General features: G+C 50.2%; 11 protein-coding genes. 5 read left to right on the forward strand and 6 right to left on the reverse strand.

Going from position 1 to position 15,698, the window contains the following annotated elements; translation table 11 throughout:
- Window positions 1-96: 96 nt before the first annotated feature.
- A complete protein-coding gene (locus BZJ17_RS06130; RefSeq protein WP_108743786.1) occupies window positions 97-1,566 on the reverse strand; it encodes a protein adenylyltransferase SelO in 1,470 nt (489 codons plus the stop codon).
- A gap of 188 nt (window positions 1,567-1,754) precedes the next feature.
- Between BZJ17_RS06130 and BZJ17_RS06135 the strand changes: the two genes are divergently transcribed.
- On the forward strand, window positions 1,755-2,588 hold the full coding sequence (locus BZJ17_RS06135) for a S1-like domain-containing RNA-binding protein (protein WP_077479166.1): 834 nt from the start codon (window positions 1,755-1,757) through the stop codon (window positions 2,586-2,588).
- Window positions 2,589-2,765: 177 nt separating this feature from the next.
- Here the strand turns inward: BZJ17_RS06135 and rsmF are convergent, their stop codons facing one another.
- The 4 genes from rsmF to BZJ17_RS06155 form a co-directional block, all read right to left on the reverse strand.
- Complete coding sequence (gene rsmF, locus BZJ17_RS06140) at window positions 2,766-4,214, reverse strand: 16S rRNA (cytosine(1407)-C(5))-methyltransferase RsmF (RefSeq protein ID WP_077640131.1); 1,449 nt, start codon at window positions 4,212-4,214, stop codon at window positions 2,766-2,768.
- Between the two features lie 146 nt (window positions 4,215-4,360).
- On the reverse strand, window positions 4,361-6,997 hold the full coding sequence (locus BZJ17_RS06145; protein ID WP_077640132.1) for an MlaD family protein: 2,637 nt from the start codon (window positions 6,995-6,997) through the stop codon (window positions 4,361-4,363).
- The gene (locus BZJ17_RS06150; protein WP_077640133.1) at window positions 6,960-8,219 is read right to left on the reverse strand and encodes a paraquat-inducible protein A; all 1,260 of its coding nucleotides are present in this window, start codon (window positions 8,217-8,219) and stop codon (window positions 6,960-6,962) included. The genes BZJ17_RS06145 and BZJ17_RS06150 overlap by 38 nt, the downstream gene beginning before the upstream one ends.
- A 1-nt stretch (window position 8,220) precedes the next feature.
- On the reverse strand, window positions 8,221-10,008 hold the full coding sequence (locus tag BZJ17_RS06155; protein WP_069589072.1) for an ABC transporter ATP-binding protein: 1,788 nt from the start codon (window positions 10,006-10,008) through the stop codon (window positions 8,221-8,223).
- Between the two features lie 76 nt (window positions 10,009-10,084).
- Here BZJ17_RS06155 and BZJ17_RS06160 point away from each other — a divergent pair, with 76 nt between their 5' ends.
- From BZJ17_RS06160 to BZJ17_RS06175, 4 genes are all read left to right on the forward strand, one after another.
- Window positions 10,085-10,543, forward strand: coding sequence for a GAF domain-containing protein (locus BZJ17_RS06160; RefSeq protein WP_069589071.1), 459 nt, complete (start codon window positions 10,085-10,087; stop codon window positions 10,541-10,543).
- A gap of 115 nt (window positions 10,544-10,658) precedes the next feature.
- Window positions 10,659-11,300 carry an RNA chaperone ProQ gene (gene proQ / locus BZJ17_RS06165; RefSeq protein WP_069589069.1) on the forward strand — a complete coding sequence of 214 codons (642 nt, stop codon included), beginning with the start codon at window positions 10,659-10,661 and terminating at the stop codon, window positions 11,298-11,300.
- Window positions 11,301-11,317: 17 nt separating this feature from the next.
- Window positions 11,318-13,324, forward strand: coding sequence for a carboxy terminal-processing peptidase (gene prc, locus BZJ17_RS06170; RefSeq protein ID WP_077640134.1), 2,007 nt, complete (start codon window positions 11,318-11,320; stop codon window positions 13,322-13,324).
- A gap of 176 nt (window positions 13,325-13,500) precedes the next feature.
- Window positions 13,501-14,148 carry a hypothetical protein gene (locus tag BZJ17_RS06175; protein ID WP_077456730.1) on the forward strand — a complete coding sequence of 216 codons (648 nt, stop codon included), beginning with the start codon at window positions 13,501-13,503 and terminating at the stop codon, window positions 14,146-14,148.
- 79 nt (window positions 14,149-14,227) lie between these two features.
- Here the strand turns inward: BZJ17_RS06175 and pncB are convergent, their stop codons facing one another.
- Window positions 14,228-15,400: a nicotinate phosphoribosyltransferase gene (gene pncB, locus BZJ17_RS06180; RefSeq protein WP_077640135.1), complete on the reverse strand. Its 1,173-nt coding sequence runs from the start codon at window positions 15,398-15,400 to the stop codon at window positions 14,228-14,230.
- Window positions 15,401-15,698 lie beyond the last annotated feature (298 nt).

The raw sequence follows: 15,698 nt of genomic DNA on the forward strand, positions 1-15,698 counted from the left end.
TGATATCCGTAGCGTTTTTAAGGCGATTTTGACCAGAAAAATGCTGGTTAGGGCTGACGACGAGCTAATTTTTTGCCCGTCATCAGTCACCGATAGTTAGGACGAACAGCTCAATGCGAGGCCTTTATTGTCATCTGTTGGCGGGTTGGCCAAGTGCGCGAGCGACGGGTGCTCATCAAAGGGATGGGCAAGTACCGTCATTAAGTCATGGGTTGGTTGTAAGTCGCCTTTTTCAGCCGCCTCGATGGCCGCTTGAGCCAAATAGTTGCGTAAAATATACTTTGGATTGGTGCGTTGCATGCAGGCCAAACGAGTCGAATCATCCAGTGTATGCACGCGCTGTTGGTACGCGGATAGCCACTCGGTTAATGCCTGTGTGTCTTGGCAGATGGGTTTGAACTGGTTCAGGGTGCCGGCCGTTAGGAGTGCGTCACCGCGATACTGACTGAGTTGATAGAAAAAGCACGTATAGTCGGTTTGGTTTTCCTCTAGCAATGCAAAGAGCTGATTAAACAAGTCACTGTCTGATGGCTGTGCGTCGGACAAGCCCAGCTTGTCGCGCATGGCGCGGCTATAGGCAACGTGTAGTCGATGTTCAAAGCCGCCAAGAATATCGTTAATCACATCCTTATCCACGAGAGGCGTAAAGGCATAGCCCAGTGCGGACAGATTCCAAAGTGCGATGGCAGGTTGCTGATTAAACGCATAGCGACCACTGTAATCAGAATGGTTGCAGATATAACCTGGATCGAAATCGTCTAAAAAGGCATAAGGGCCGTAATCGAAGGTCTGGCCGAGAATCGACATATTATCGGTATTCATCACTCCGTGGTTAAAGCCGATGGCTTGCCACTGGGCAATCATGTCCGCCGTTCGCTCGACAATTTCTTGTAGCAATGCGGCATAGGGGGTCTCAGCCTCGGCCAGTTCAGGGAAATGACGTGCAATCACATAGTCGGCCAGCGTGCCTAGCGCCTCATGCTGCTGACTGTAAAACAAGTACTCGAAGTGACCAAAACGGACGTGACTCTCGGTAACGCGAAGTAGCGTTGCGGCAGTTTCGATGCGCTCGCGCATGACTGGGGTGTCGCTGGTGGCCATCGCAAGTGCCTGTGTGGTCGGAATGTTGAGCCCTGTCATGGCGGCACTGGCGAGATACTCACGGAGCGTCGAGCGTAACACCGCACGTCCATCACCGTGGCGGCTGTATGGCGTTTTTCCTGCCCCCTTTAGGTGCCAATCCCACAAGGTGCCATCGGCATCGCGCCATTCCCCTAACAAGACACCACGGCCATCACCGAGCGCGGGGTTATATTGACCAAACTGGTGACCGGTGTATTTCATCGCAAACGGTGTTCGGCCGGCTAACGGCTGCTCTGCGGATAAAATCGCCCGAAACGCTTCCGAGGTGAGCTCGGATTCATTCAATCCAAGCTGTTTTGCCACTTCGGCGTTATAGGTGAAAAGCCGACCGTTTTCGAGCGCGGTTGGCGTGACGTGTTCGCCAAATGCACTGCCAAGCTGGCTAAAACTAAAGCTGATATGTGAGCCGTTAAATACTGCCATGATTCCCCCTATGGTCTTCACTCAAGCCTAACAGGGATTGCGTCGCTAACAAGAGACAGAAAGTAAGGGTATAGCGGGAAATAGGCAGTGCTTGATGGATTTTTATCCGTTTGAGTGGTGTTTTGGCTGCGCATATCAAGATGAAATTGCGTATACTCACCGCCATTACTTTCTACAGCGTTGAGACAATGATTAAACTAGGCCAATACAACACATTGACGGTAGTGAAGCAGGCAGACTTCGGGGTGTTTCTTGATGGTGATGAGTTCGGCAATATTTTGCTGCCAACCCGGTACGTCCCTGAAAATACCCGTGTCGGCGACGAGCTCAAGGTGTTTATCTATTTCGATTCCGAAGACGATATTATCGCCACTACTGAAACGCCATTGGCGCAAGTGGGCGAGTTTGCGTCTTTGCGCTGTGTTGGTGTCAATTCGGTCGGCGCATTTGTCGATTGGGGCTTGAGCAAAGACTTGTTGGTGCCTTTTAGTGAGCAACGTACGCGAATGGAAGAGGGTAAACCTTATGTGGTTCGCGTCTACACGGATAAAGCCTCGGGCCGTATCGTCGCTAGCCGCAAATTCAACAAGTTTATCAGCGACGAAAAGCCGCGTTTAAAAGCGGGCGACAAAGTGTCGGTAATCATTACGGATATCACGGATCTCGGCTTTAAGTGTGTGGTGAATAATCAGCACTGGGGGCTTATTTATCGCGCTGAAGCGTTCGGGAAGCTGTTTATCGGTAAGAAGTTGAGTGCGTTTGTGAAAACGGTGCGCGACGATGGCAAGTTGGATCTCGCTCTACAGAAACACGGTAAAGCGCGGGTTGATGATTTAAGCGATAAAATTTTGCAAACCCTAGATAAAAAAGGGGGATTTTTGCCGCTTAACGACAAAAGCTCCCCGGATGCGATTTTTGCCTTGTTCCGCACCAGTAAAGCGACCTTTAAAAAGACCTTGGGTGGCTTGTACAAGCAACGCAAGATTCGTATTGAAGCGGATGGCATTTACCGCGTTAAGTGACGGCGTCACGCAAGACAAGACAAAAAAAGGCTCGGAACGTCCTGTTCCGAGCTCAGGGAAAGGGCTCATTGGAGCCAGATGCCAATTTAGGTTGTGATTCCACTAAAGTGTAGTTTATCAATACAGCTTTGCCAGTTTCTTTCCCTGCGAACTATTATCAACACCATTTCATATCGATTAAAACAAGTTGCTATCGCGAACTTGATCGCGAGGTAGACCATTTTTAATCCGATTGCCGACCCATTTGCCGAGTCCGAGCACGTCTCCTTGATAGGTCACAATGACATCGCCTTTTTCTGGCGTTTGCTCGGGCCAAATGTCGCGTCCTTGATACCATTCAACGGCTTGTGTCTTGGTGAGCGCAATGGTTTTACATTCAGCGAGTGACTGGGTGCTCAGTGCGATAATCGCCTCGTGTTGCCAGCGATAACCTTTGCGGTGGGTTTCGGCTAACTTGATCCCAATGCGGTCAAACTTCACTTCGCCTAACATAGGTTCGATAGCTGAAGGGAATAGCCATACCTCTTTGTCACGCAACCATAGCGTGGCCGCATCCGGCAGCGATAGCCCAAGTTCCTTTTTAAAGGTGGCGCTTATCTGTTGACTGTCTTTTTGACTCGCCGGTGAAAATGGAAATTTGCCCAGTCGCTTTTTTACACTTGGTGGAGTGGCGGATGCATGTTTACGAATGCGGGCGACAAAAAAGCCCTCGCTGTCAAAAATCTGAGGGTAGAGATGTAAAAAGCCTTCGTCGGTTAGGGCTTGCTCGGCACCCGGGAATAAATCCTTCAGTGACTCAAAAGTGACAGCGTCACCATAAGTTTGCTTGAGCCAGTGGCAAACCGACTGATTTTCGGTGTGGTTCAAGGTACAGGTTGAATACACCAGCACGCCGCCTGGTTTCAGTGCGTGAAACGCGCTATCAATCAGAGCTTGTTGGGTCTGCGCAATCTCATCCACTGAGGCAAGGCTCCAGTTATTCATCGCATCAGGATCTTTGCGAATGGTTCCTTCGCCAGAGCAGGGCGCGTCGAGCAGAATGGCGTCAAATTGCTCGGGTAGCCAGCCGCCGAATACACGGCCATCAAAGTGGGTCAGTGCAACGTTTCTTACCCCACAGCGTTGTACATTGGCATGTAGCCCTTTGATGCGGCTCGCTGAAAACTCATTCGCGACCAAAATACCGCTGTTTTGCATGGAGGCTGCCAACTGCGTGGTTTTTGAGCCCGGCGCGGCCGCAACATCAAGCACATGCTGCCAATCAGGGGCTTGGCCCGGTTCATGCTCGCCTGCCAGCAAGGCAGTGACCGGCATCATCGAGCTTGCTTCTTGAATGTAAAACAGTCCCGCCATGTGTTCAGCCGTATTGCCTAATGGCACTTTGTCATCGTCTTGTCGCTCAATCCAAAACCCTGTGTCACACCAAGGTACGGGAGTCAGTGTCCAATGATGTTCTGCGGCACGTTGCTTAAATGCATCGACGGAAATTTTTAACGTATTGACACGAATACTGCGGCGCAGAGGACGCTGACAGGCAGCGACAAACTCCTCCATGGAGAGGTGCGAGGGCATTGTCGCCTGTATTTGGGCTAAGAAAGCCTCTGGCAGTGAGATATTGGGGTGCAAAACAGGATCTCTTGTTGATTAACTCAAAATTAGCAGCGCAAGATTGTAAACAGATCTTGGTCTTGAGTGTAGGTCGCGGGAGGAGAAAGTCGGTAATTTTGCTCAAAAAGGGCAGCCAAAGAAAATGGCTGCCCGAAAAAATAGCGCTAGGGCTTGGGGATCGCCGTGCGCCATGCAACCCATTCCGCTTTGGGTTCACGGTGCAACAAGTAGTGGCGTTTGTCGTTAGCTTTGGGGGCTAACGGAGAGGTGTCGGGCGTTGCAAAGGCGATTCCACCTTTCAGTAGGCTATCAATGGTGCCGCTTTTTAGGTTGGCACCGGTCAAACCAATCGACACATCCACGCCGGATTGATTCCAAAACACCGTGTTTTCTCGCACCAGATGTGCATACTGCGGCGTGATCTGGACACTGAATAAAACGCGGTCAGCAAACTCGCCCAATTGCACTTTGGAGACAGTGCCTACCTCCATATCGCGATAGAGGATTGGGGTGCCAACAGTAATGGAATGACGTGCATCACTTTCAAGCACCAGTGACAGGCCCCGCGGGTATTTGGGTGAAGCATGTAATTTGAATTGCTGCTTGAATTCGCCCGCACCGGGCACGACTGAAATATAGGTTCCAAACAAAGAATCTAGGTTCTCAGTTTTTGTTAGGCTGAGTACTGGCTGGGTTAGCCAGTAATAGCTCCCTTGACGGGCGAGCTCATTTTTATACTCAGGATACAAACGACCGTGCACGCGGACTGATTGAGTCTTAAAATCCGGCTCTAGCTGGGTAATCTCGCCAACATCTACCCCTTGATAGCGGATTGCGCTGCCAACCTTTAACCCTTTGGCTTCGTCCGTGTTGAGTACAATATCGACCCCGTAACGTGCTGCGTCTTTTCGTGAGGGGTAGAGCTTCCAGTCGCCTTGGCGTTTGTTGCTAATGCCCGGCATAGAGCCAWAGGCGATACCGCCACTGAGTAAAGAACGAAGCGAGCCTGTGTTGATTTCTACGCCACTTAAGTTGGCTTTGATGTCGAGACCGGATTGATTCCAAAATACTGTGTCGCGGTTTATCAGGTGGCGATAGCGATTGTTAACGGCAATCGATATCGTGACGCTTTTGCCATTCAGCTGGTAGCCTTCCACTTGCCCGACGATAAAATTGCGATACATGACCGGACTGCCCTCGTTAATGCTTGGCAGTGCATCAGCCACTAGGGTAAAGCGGGTTTTGCCTTGCGCGTCTTCTCGTGCGTGTTTGGCTTGGATACGTGAGGTATAGAGCGGATAGCTATCGCGTACACCTTGCTTGCCTTGGCTAGTAAAGCTTAATGCGGGATCGGCGATTTGCTCCATAGCAGGCACTACCACATCGAGCCCATTGCCGCTTAACTCACCGGTAATTCCCCCTAATATAAAGAATTGTGATTGTTGTTTGACAAGGTGGCGGTATTGCGGATAGATCACCGCTTTTATCGTGACGGTGTCACTTTCGTTGAGGCCGATGTGGTCAATAAAGCCCACCTGAATGCCGCGATGGAGCACTTTGGTACGAGGCGTAAGGCCGTAAGCGTCATCGGCGTCGAGCGTAACTACCAAGGCATCGGCGGCCTCTTTTTGTTGCTGCTGCCACGTGCTGGCTGAGAAGCGATAATGACTATCAACAGCCGGAGCATCAGGGGAGCCGGGCACCACGGATAAGAAGTTCCCCAACACCAGGTTGCCGATATTTTTAAGACCGTTAAGACCAATCTGTGGCTGTTCGATGGTGATTTGGGTCTCTTGATTGAACAGCCACAGCATACTTGGGTCAATGGCGGCTGTGGCAGACGCGTTTTGGCTGTCAGGATCGATGCGAATCTCGGTAATCTCACCGATCTGCAGTCCTTGATAGGTCACTCGGGCGCCAGCGCCTTGAATACCGTGGTTGGTGGGCAAAGCAATTTCAATGGTTTGGCCACGTTCGGCCGCACTCAGGCTTGGGTATAACCGAAAGCTATCATTATGCGACGCTTGTCGGCTGGTACTCGGTGAATCAAACGTCACACCGCCGGCCACCAAGCTGGCAAGACTATCAAGTTCAACATCGACCCCAGACAGATCGACATTCGCTTTCAAACCACTAACGGACCAAAAGCGCGTGTCTTGCTTCACCAACGCACTGAACTCAGGTTTGATCAATGCAGACAGGGTGACGCCTTGATTATCATCATCAAGACGATAACTGTAGATTTCGCCGACTTGGATTTTACGATAATAAAGTGGCGAGCCGATATTGAGCGAACCCAAGGTCGGTGCGTGGAGCGTAAAGGTCGTGCCAGCTTTGTCCGTCATCTCAGCGGGGGGCTCATCACGTGCGGTAAAGTGAAGGCTAGGTTCACCCGTTCCCGGCTGAAGGGCGATGTAATTCCCCGACACCAGTGTTTCAAGGCCGCTGATCCCCGTTAACGACGCGCGTGGTTTCACTAACCAGAACTCACTGCCGGTCGTCAGTAACTGCTTGGCCTCTGGATAAATCGTGGCATCGACATAAATACCATTGAGATCATCCGCCAAGGTGATATTGCGAACCTTACCGACTTCTAGCCCTTGGTAACGAATGGTTGTTCGTCCCGCTTCTAAGCCTTGCGCATCGCTGAATAGAATTTGAATCCGCTGTCCGGCTTCATTAATGGATTGAAAAACGAGCCATCCCGCTAAGCCTAGCGCCAAGATAGGCAAGATCCATAAAGGAGAAAGGCCATAGGTAGTCTTAATGGTTGGCGTCGGTACGTCGTGTTTGTCGCTCATGATGATCCCATATCAAACGCGTATCAAGGAGGTCAGTGGCCAGCATAGTGAGTACCACCACAATACCAAAAGCAATGGCGCCAGGGCCGGGTGTAAAGTCCATAATGCGGCCACGATCGACGAGCGCGACCATAAATGCAATCACGAATAAGTCCATCATTGACCACTTGCCAATCCATTTCACGCTTCTATACAGCCACATGCGTTGGCGAGGTGTAATGGCGACAGAGGTATGCAAACTAATCAGAATGAAACCAAGTCCGAGAATCTTTGCTACCGGCACAATGATACTGGCGGTAAAAATTATCGCCGCTATTCCCGGCATACCATTGTTAATCAGGCTGGCAACGCCAGAAAATATCGTGTCCTCGAGTCGGATACCGTTCGAGAAGAAAATCGAGATTGGATAAAGGTTGGCGGGCAACAAAAAGACCGCAGCGGTGAGCAGACACGCCCATGTTTTTTGCTCGCTGCGTAGCAGGCGAACGTGTAGGGGACGCTCACAACGTTGGCAATGGGTTTGAGTACCGTGGTATTGCGTCAAGCCACAGTGATCGCAACGAATCAAATTATGGATACTGGTGACAGGTTTAGGGGCTAAGAACGCATCCCAGTAGCGTCGAGTATTAACACGTACAAGCAACACCGAAAGCAGAATTTGTAGCGTGGCGTAGCAGGCGAGCCCCAATGAAAAGYGAAGCTCGGCGTAGTCTTGGATTTTAAAGCACGCAATCGCCAAGCTAACCATAAACACATCCGCCATGACCCAATGACGGAGGTGGTCAATTAGCGTCACGGTAGGCCGGAAAAGGCGAATGTTGCCGTGACGGCGCGCCAAGTGCATGACCAGAATGGCTAAGGTAAAAAGGAGTGGTGCAAGGCTGGCACAAAAGACCACCAGCGCAGTGACAAAGGGATAGCTGGTCCATAGAAGGTTCGCGCCAGTCAGCACCGATACGCTAATATCCTTGCCTAATAGATTGATTGATAACAGCGGTAGCCCATGGGCGGGGAAAAATAGCACCAGTACGGTTAGCGCAATGGCCAACTCACCGTTAAACGATAATCGACGTCCCTGCTGCAATTTGGTGGCGCAGCGTGGGCAGACGGCAAGGTGATCCCAATCGGTCTCGCAACCGGTCAACACAAGATCGCAACCGGGACAGCGAATTAACCCTGTCCGTGGTTGGGGCTCAAGACGAGTGACCGGTTGCGTGCGCATGCTATTTCCCTGCTGCCTGTTGAATGGTGCCATAAAGCGTTTGGTAAACACCCGGGGCGGTCACCAACTCGCCGTGGGTGCCTTTTTGGGTGACTTGGCCATCCTCCAGCACATAAATCAAATCCGCTTCTTTCACCGCAGAGAGCCGATGCGCGACAATCAGGGTGGTGCGACCGGCTAAGAAGGTATGCATCGCTTGGTGCAATGCCCGCTCTGTTGCGGTATCCAATGCCGATGTAGCTTCATCTAGAATGACCAGTTTCGGGTCGCCAAGCAACATTCTCGCGATGGCGACGCGTTGACGTTGCCCGCCCGATAAACGGATCCCTTGTCGTCCCAGCGGTGTATCGAGCCCTTGAGTGAGCTTATTCACAACATCGCCAAGTTGCGCCTGTTCTAGCGCGTGCCAAAGCTCGCTATCAGTCACATCTCGCCCCAAGCTCAAATTATTACGTAGGGTATCGTTAAACAACATGGGTTGTTGTAGTACCACCGCAATTTGTTGGCGAAGCGCGGCTAAATTAAGCTGATTGATCGAATAGCCGTTATAGCGGATATCGCCGCGTTCAACCGGATAAAGGCCCAGCAACAATTGGATCAACGTTGACTTACCGCCACCACTGGCGCCGACCAATGCGACACGCTGTCCCGCTGGGATATGCATATTCAAGCCATTGAGAACAGATTTATCCTCATCATAGGCGAAGTGCAGATCCTCAATCTCGATATCCAACGCTGTATTGTCGCTATCACTTGGATTTTGGCCGTCAGGACGGCGTGCCTCTTCTTGCAAACTCAACACATCGTTGACTCGATTCATGGCTGCTTTAGCGCTATACCATGCAAACTGGATCCCTAACAGTTCCTGAACCGGGCCCAACATAAACCAAAGATAGCCGAACACAGCAAACATTTGGCCAATGGTCAGATCACTAAAAAAGACCATGCCCATCGCGACAGCGCGGAAAAGTTCAAAGCCAATCAAAAACATCAAAAATGATAAGCGTCCCGCGGCCTCTGACTGCCAAGCATATTTATCGGCACTGACTTTAATATCGCCTGCACTTTGATCCAATTGGTGAAGGTATTCACGCTCTCGGTTGGCGGCGCGGAGTTGGTAAAGCCCATCGAGTGTATCGACGAGACGTTGCTGGAAACGTTCAAACGCTTGGTTTTCTCGTTTTTTAAGATGTTTAACCCGTTGGCCTAGAGCGCGACTTAAGGCAACTACGATCGGGTTGATGAGCAAAATAAAAAGCCCTAACCGCCAATCCAGCCACAAAAGCACCACCGCGGTGCCCATTACGGTGAGAATGCCGATAATAAACTTACTCAGCGTAGTACCAATAAATTTATCAATGGTTTCGACATCGGTCACCAAATGAGACGTTAACCCGCCACTGCCGCGCAGTTCATACTCTTGCATGCTCACACGGCCTAATTTCGCAATCAGGTGTTGACGAATTTTATAGGTAATGGCTTTGCCGACCAGGGTGAACTGACGGCTTTGAAGGATGTTAAGCGCTTGGCTGGTGGCACGCATCAACACCACAATGACAAGCACCGCCGCGATATAAAAAGCGGCATGCTGCCAAGCTTGTGGCAATACGTGGTTTAGCACCGCGAGCCCCCAATCGGGTTTATCGAGCAGCACTTCATCGACCAGTAAAGGCATCAGTAAGGGAATGGGCACGCTGATCAGGGTGGCGGCTATTGCCACAATATTGGCCCAAATCAGGCGGGTACGATGAGGTCGGGCTTGGTCAAGAAGCCAGCGCCAAGTAATCATAAATCAAGATACTCAATTGAAATGTCTTTGGATTATTTCTATTGTAATGGTCTTGTTGTTTGAGATGCAGTGATTTATGGAAAACAAAGCTGATTTTTACCGTCTGTTAACCCAACAAGCGGTTGCTTTATGTGAGGGCGAGCCAAGTTTGATTGCAAAACTGGCGAACGTGAGCGCATTACTGAATAGCCAACTTGAAGACATTAACTGGGTGGGTTTTTACTTGAGTGATGGCAAAGAGTTGGTGTTGGGACCATTTCAGGGGCTGCCGGCGTGCGTTCGGATCCCGTTTGAAAAAGGGGTTTGCGGCGCCGCCTTTAGCCAAGATAAAGTCATGCGGATTGAAGACGTACACGCATTTGAGGGGCATATAGCCTGTGATGCCGCCAGTAACGCTGAACTTGTCGTCCCGGTTAGAATCGACAACCAACTCCAAGCTGTGCTTGATATTGATAGCCCAACCGTGGGTCGTTTTGACCAAGAAGATGAACAGGGCCTGACTACCTTGGTCAAAGAAATGCAAAAACACCTGTAATTTCGTCAATCTCGGTAGTTTTTTAATATCAGGTATCTATAATACGCACCACTTTCATACTTAAATACACGTAGATATTCTGCTGCAGCTTGACTACAGCAGGCCAGGAAAAAACATGGAAAATACTGAAAAGCTCGCGAACAGCAAAGAAGTCATTGCCTACATTGCTGAACGTTTCCCTAAATGTTTTACTGTTGAAGGCGAAGCCAAGCCACTAAAAATTGGCATTTTTCAAGATCTTGCAGAACGCTTGAATGATGACCCTAAGGTAAGCAAAACTCAATTGCGAGCCGCGCTTCGCCAGTACACGTCTTCCTGGCGTTATCTGCACAGCGTGAAACCGGGTGCGTCACGCGTCGATCTTGATGGCAACGCGTGTGGCGAGCTAGAACAAGAGCATATTGATCACGCGGCTCAAACTCTTGCTGAAAGCAAAGCGCGTGCGGCGGAACGTCGTAAGCAACAAGCGAAAAAAGCAGACGGTCAAGGCAAAACGCCAGCCAAAGGCAAAAAAGCGGCAGCTCAAACGGCAAAAGCTCGTACGAGTAAACCAAAGCCAGCTAAAATGACTAAGAAAGCTAAAGAGCCACGTCGCGAACTCAGCGCCAGCGACGTTGTCGTAGGAAAAGACGTAAATGTGAACATGGGCAATGGTAATCTGCCAGCGACCATTGTTGAAATTAACAAGGATGAGGTGCGTGTTCGTCTTACTAACGGTTTGACCATGTTAGTGAAAGCGGAGCACCTCAGCGCCTAAAGGAGACTCCTCGACGCATGTTTTGTCGACGCCGCTTTTCGGCTATCGCTGCCAGCTTGATGCTGGCAGCGTCTGCCCAGGCCGTAGAGGCCAACTTTCAACTCAGTGATTTGCCAACACTTTCCGCTGAACCCCAACACAAAACCGCTTCAAAGCGTGTCACCTCGCGCTTTACTCGCTCGCATTACAAGCAGTTTTCTCTTGACGATGCTTTCTCGGCCGGGATCTTTGAGCGTTATCTCGAGACGTTAGATTACAACCGTGTCTTTTTAACCCAGAGCGATGTCGATACCTTATCGCGTTGGAAAGACCGGCTGGACGATCAGCTCAAAGATGGGGAAACCGACGCGGCCTACGAAATCTACAATTTGGTGCTCAAAAAGCGCTTTGAGCGATACCAATACGCACTCGAGGTTCTCGATAAGCCGTTTGATTTCTCTAAAGACGAGTCAATGGTCCTCGATCGCACCGAACTGCCTTGGGCGGCCAATGAGCAAGAACTCGATGCGATTTGGGATAAGCGGATTAAAAATGATGCGTTGAATCTCCGTCTTACGGGGAAAGACGATGACGATATTCGCGAAACTCTAGGTAAGCGCTATAACAGCGCATTGAAGCGTCTCACTCAAAGTCACAGTGAAGATGTGTTTCAAGTCTACATGAACGCCTTTGCGAGAGAAGTGGACCCGCACACTAGCTATCTCTCTCCACGTAATGCTGAGCAGTTCCAATCTGAGATGAACCTGTCACTCGAAGGGATTGGTGCGGTGTTGCAGGTGAAAGATGAATATACAGTGATTCGCTCGCTGGTGGCCGGTGGCCCTGCCTCTAAGTCTAAACAGTTATCGCCCGGAGATCGCATTATCGGTGTCGGTCAAGAAGACGAGGCGATGGTGGATGTGATTGGCTGGCGACTCGACGATGTCGTCGAGCTGATCAAAGGACCGAAGGGAAGCGAGGTCCGGCTACAGATTTTGCCTGAAGGCGCCAACGCTAAAAGTTACAGCGTCACTATTACCCGTGACAAAATCCGCTTAGAAGACCGCGCGGTCAAATCCGACGTGATTGAACGTGGCGATCAAAAAGTAGGGGTGCTGACGGTACCGGGCTTTTATGTCGGCTTGGCTGAAGATACCAAGAAAGAGTTGGCAGCGCTCACTGCGCAAAATGTCAGTGGTATCGTGGTGGACTTGCGTAATAACGGTGGCGGCGCTTTGAGTGAAGCAACAGCGTTGAGTGGCTTGTTCATCGACAAAGGTCCTATTGTGCAAGTGCGCGATAGCTACGGTCGAGTTAAGGTCAATAATGACAGTGATGGCAAGAGTTTCTACAACGGGCCGATGACGGTACTGATTAACCGTTACAGTGCGTCGGCGTCAGAGATTTTTGCCGCGGCCATGCAAGATTACCACCGTGCGATTGTGCTTGGCGAACAGTCATTCGGTAAAGGTACAGTGCAGCAACACCGCTCGCTAAATCATATTTATGATTTGTTCGAAAAGCCTTTAGGTTACGTGCAATATACCATTCAAAAATTCTATCGCATCAGTGGTGGCAGTACCCAAAATAAAGGCGTGGTACCCGACATTGCGTTTCCATCGCCGGTATCCCCCGATGAAACTGGTGAGAGCATGGAAGACAATGCGTTGCCATGGGATCAAATTGCCCCTGCGGAATACTCGGCAATGAAGCTGCCTGATGACGTGATTGATGCGTTGACCAAGCGCCATCAAACCCGTATTGCTTCAGACCGTGAGTTTGGTTTTATCCGCGAAGACATTGCGCTTTATCAGCAGGAAAAAGATAAAAACAGTATTTCCTTGAATGAGAAAGTGCGTCGGCAGGAAATGGATCGCGAGGATAAAGAACGTTTGGCGCGCCTAAATGTACGTCAAAAAGCCATGGGCGAACTGCCGTTTAAATCGCTTGAGGATGTGCCGAAGGATTACGAAGAGCCGGACGCCTACTTAGAGGAAGCGGCGAGCATTACCAATGATCTTGCCTCCCTAATCGCTAACCGTTGATCATCCTCGGTTGGTGTCGCGACAAGCCTAGGCAATTGCCTAGGCTTTTTTTATGACATGGAGATGACGTGCCGATATTGATGAACCGATAAAACGAGATCAATATCAAAAAATTGTAGCATTTTGAGATCTGCGTCTAACCTTATTGATAGGAATAACGGTCAGTGGGGTGAGTTATGCGTCTCTTACTTGGGTGTATGTTAGCGATCATCGTGTCGCTTCCGGTTCGTAGCGAAGAGCTCTCTCGCGTGGATTTCCCATTACTGCTGGGAGATTGGTATTGGTTTAGCGACATGCCCGTTGAGCAAGCCCCACATCCTTACAAAGCGATTAATCTGTCTTTTAATTCCAATTACGAGTTTCGTATCGATTTGTTGCGTCATGATGGACAACTCGAAACCGCTGCTGGGCAGTACGACATCAACGAGAACATATTACGCCTGTACGATAATGAAGGCATCGAGCAGCGGCATGCCTATCAGCTCAATCATAACCAATTGCAACTGCAAGGTGCGGTCTTTACCAAGCTTCTGCCAGAAGATTTAAGCGGTTTGTGGCGTTCTCATAGCATCTCAGGCGAAGATGTGAGTGAACACGTTGACGGAGTATCGCTGCAATTACGGCCTGACTTCTTATTCGCGATGCAGGTGCGCGGGGATGATGGGAGCTCAGTCACTCATCGCGGGGTCTATTTGGTGGAAGGCGACAACCTGATGTTGATCTACCGTAACGGCCGGCACTCATCGCAATTCCAACTGGCGGCAGATACCTTGCGGTTAACCAATGATGTGTTTGGGATGGAAGCGATTCTGGAACGGCAATAGTGCGCCAAACAAGACAATAAGCCATCACGCGCTGAAAAAAATGCCCGCATCACAGCGGGCATTTTTGTACCTGATTCTTTTAATCAATCAGTCTAAATGCGGCTTTCAGCGCACTCAAATGCGCCTCGTCTTTACAAATTGCTTTGTTTGGCTCATCGGAGATTTTGGCGACGGGTTTGCCTTGGCAGCTAGTGAGTTTGATCACCACGTTGAGGGTTTTCACGTCGGGTAGATCACAGGTTAATTGGGTACCAATTCCAAACGATGTTTGCACCCGCCCTGAAAAATGGCGATAGATATGAATAGCCTTGGCCAGCGTGAGGCTGTCAGAGAAGACCAACGTCTTAGAGTCAGGGTCGATATCATGATGCTGGTAGTGGGCAATGGCTTTTTCTCCCCAAGCGATGGGGTCGCCACTGTCATGACGCAGGCCGGTAAAGGCTTGCGAGAGTTCGCTGTCAAAATCACGAAGGAAAGCATCCATATTGATGCAATCGGTCAGGGCGATGCCCAGACTGTTTGGATATTCCTTTAACCAAACACGTAGCGCGAGCTGTTGTGAATCGGCCAACGCTCCCGCCAGCTGCTGATGCGCTTGAAACCACTCATGAGCTTGGGTACCAACTGGAGGCAGGCCAAGCTCTTTCGCTAACCAAACATTGGAGGTGCCTTTTAGCGGGGGATAAGCGGCTTTCAGGCGTTTAACGATGGCATAGTGCACATCACGCGAGAAGCGGCGACGTGTGCCGAAGTCGACCAATTGAAAGTCATCGGCAAAGCCGTCTTCGGGTAAATGATTCAGTTTCTCCTCAAGTCGCGCCAATGCGTGCTCCACCCCGAACGTGGGGTAGCAGATGCGATTCCGTAACTCACAGATAATCGCGAGTAATGGCACTTCCCAGAGAATCACTTCGCACCACGGACCAGCAATATGAATCGCCAGCTGTCCTTCTTCGATAGTGACAGTGACTTGCTCTGGGCGAAGCTGAAAGTGCTTCAGGTATGAGAGAAAATCTGCTTGATAGAGCTCGAGCGAGGCCAGATAATTTAACTCCTGCTCAGTAAAGCGCAGTAAGCCTAGCGCGTTCACTTGCGCTATCACCGCGTCTTTTAGCGGAGTCAAATTCTCATCACTCCGACAATAGAAGTCCGCGGTGACGTGAACGTCACGATAGTGATGAAAGACGGCTTGCTGCATATTCAGCTTGTATGCGTCCGTATCCAGCAGTGAAGTGATGATCGGATTGTGCATGCGTGTGGAACGCCTTACGTGTTACAAAACGAAATTGGCGTCATAGTACCGCAATTTCTGTAAAATTTAACCGTCGTCACATTATATTTCCTGCCGGATTGGCAGCCTGCGTTGACAATATGCTGCACAATTCGCCAATTTGAGAGGTTTTATCGTCATATTGACAGTTTGTGAGGCGTTTTTTACACATCGCATACGCAAACAATTGATAACAAAGTGTTAAACCTATAGTCATCTTTTTGCGAGCGCGGTATGGTATAGCACGCTGCTCGCCAAGGTTGGCGTCAGGCAGTCACTG

The sequence above is a fragment of the Salinivibrio sp. IB574 genome (genome assembly GCF_001996205.1).
Taxonomy (GTDB): Bacteria; Pseudomonadota; Gammaproteobacteria; order Enterobacterales; family Vibrionaceae; genus Salinivibrio; species Salinivibrio proteolyticus.

What these genes read in the sequence shown, in the direction of transcription:
- BZJ17_RS06175 (WP_077456730.1), top strand. Translation starts at nt 13,501, where the DNA reads ATGCGTCTCTTACTTGGGTGTATGTTAGCGATCATCGTGTCGCTTCCG.
- proQ (WP_069589069.1), top strand. Translation starts at nt 10,659, where the DNA reads ATGGAAAATACTGAAAAGCTCGCGAACAGCAAAGAAGTCATTGCCTAC.
- pncB (WP_077640135.1), bottom strand. Translation starts at nt 15,400, where the DNA reads ATGCACAATCCGATCATCACTTCACTGCTGGATACGGACGCATACAAG.
- BZJ17_RS06135 (WP_077479166.1), top strand. Translation starts at nt 1,755, where the DNA reads ATGATTAAACTAGGCCAATACAACACATTGACGGTAGTGAAGCAGGCA.
- prc (WP_077640134.1), top strand. Translation starts at nt 11,318, where the DNA reads ATGTTTTGTCGACGCCGCTTTTCGGCTATCGCTGCCAGCTTGATGCTG.
- BZJ17_RS06160 (WP_069589071.1), top strand. Translation starts at nt 10,085, where the DNA reads ATGGAAAACAAAGCTGATTTTTACCGTCTGTTAACCCAACAAGCGGTT.
- BZJ17_RS06155 (WP_069589072.1), bottom strand. Translation starts at nt 10,008, where the DNA reads ATGATTACTTGGCGCTGGCTTCTTGACCAAGCCCGACCTCATCGTACC.
- BZJ17_RS06130 (WP_108743786.1), bottom strand. Translation starts at nt 1,566, where the DNA reads ATGGCAGTATTTAACGGCTCACATATCAGCTTTAGTTTTAGCCAGCTT.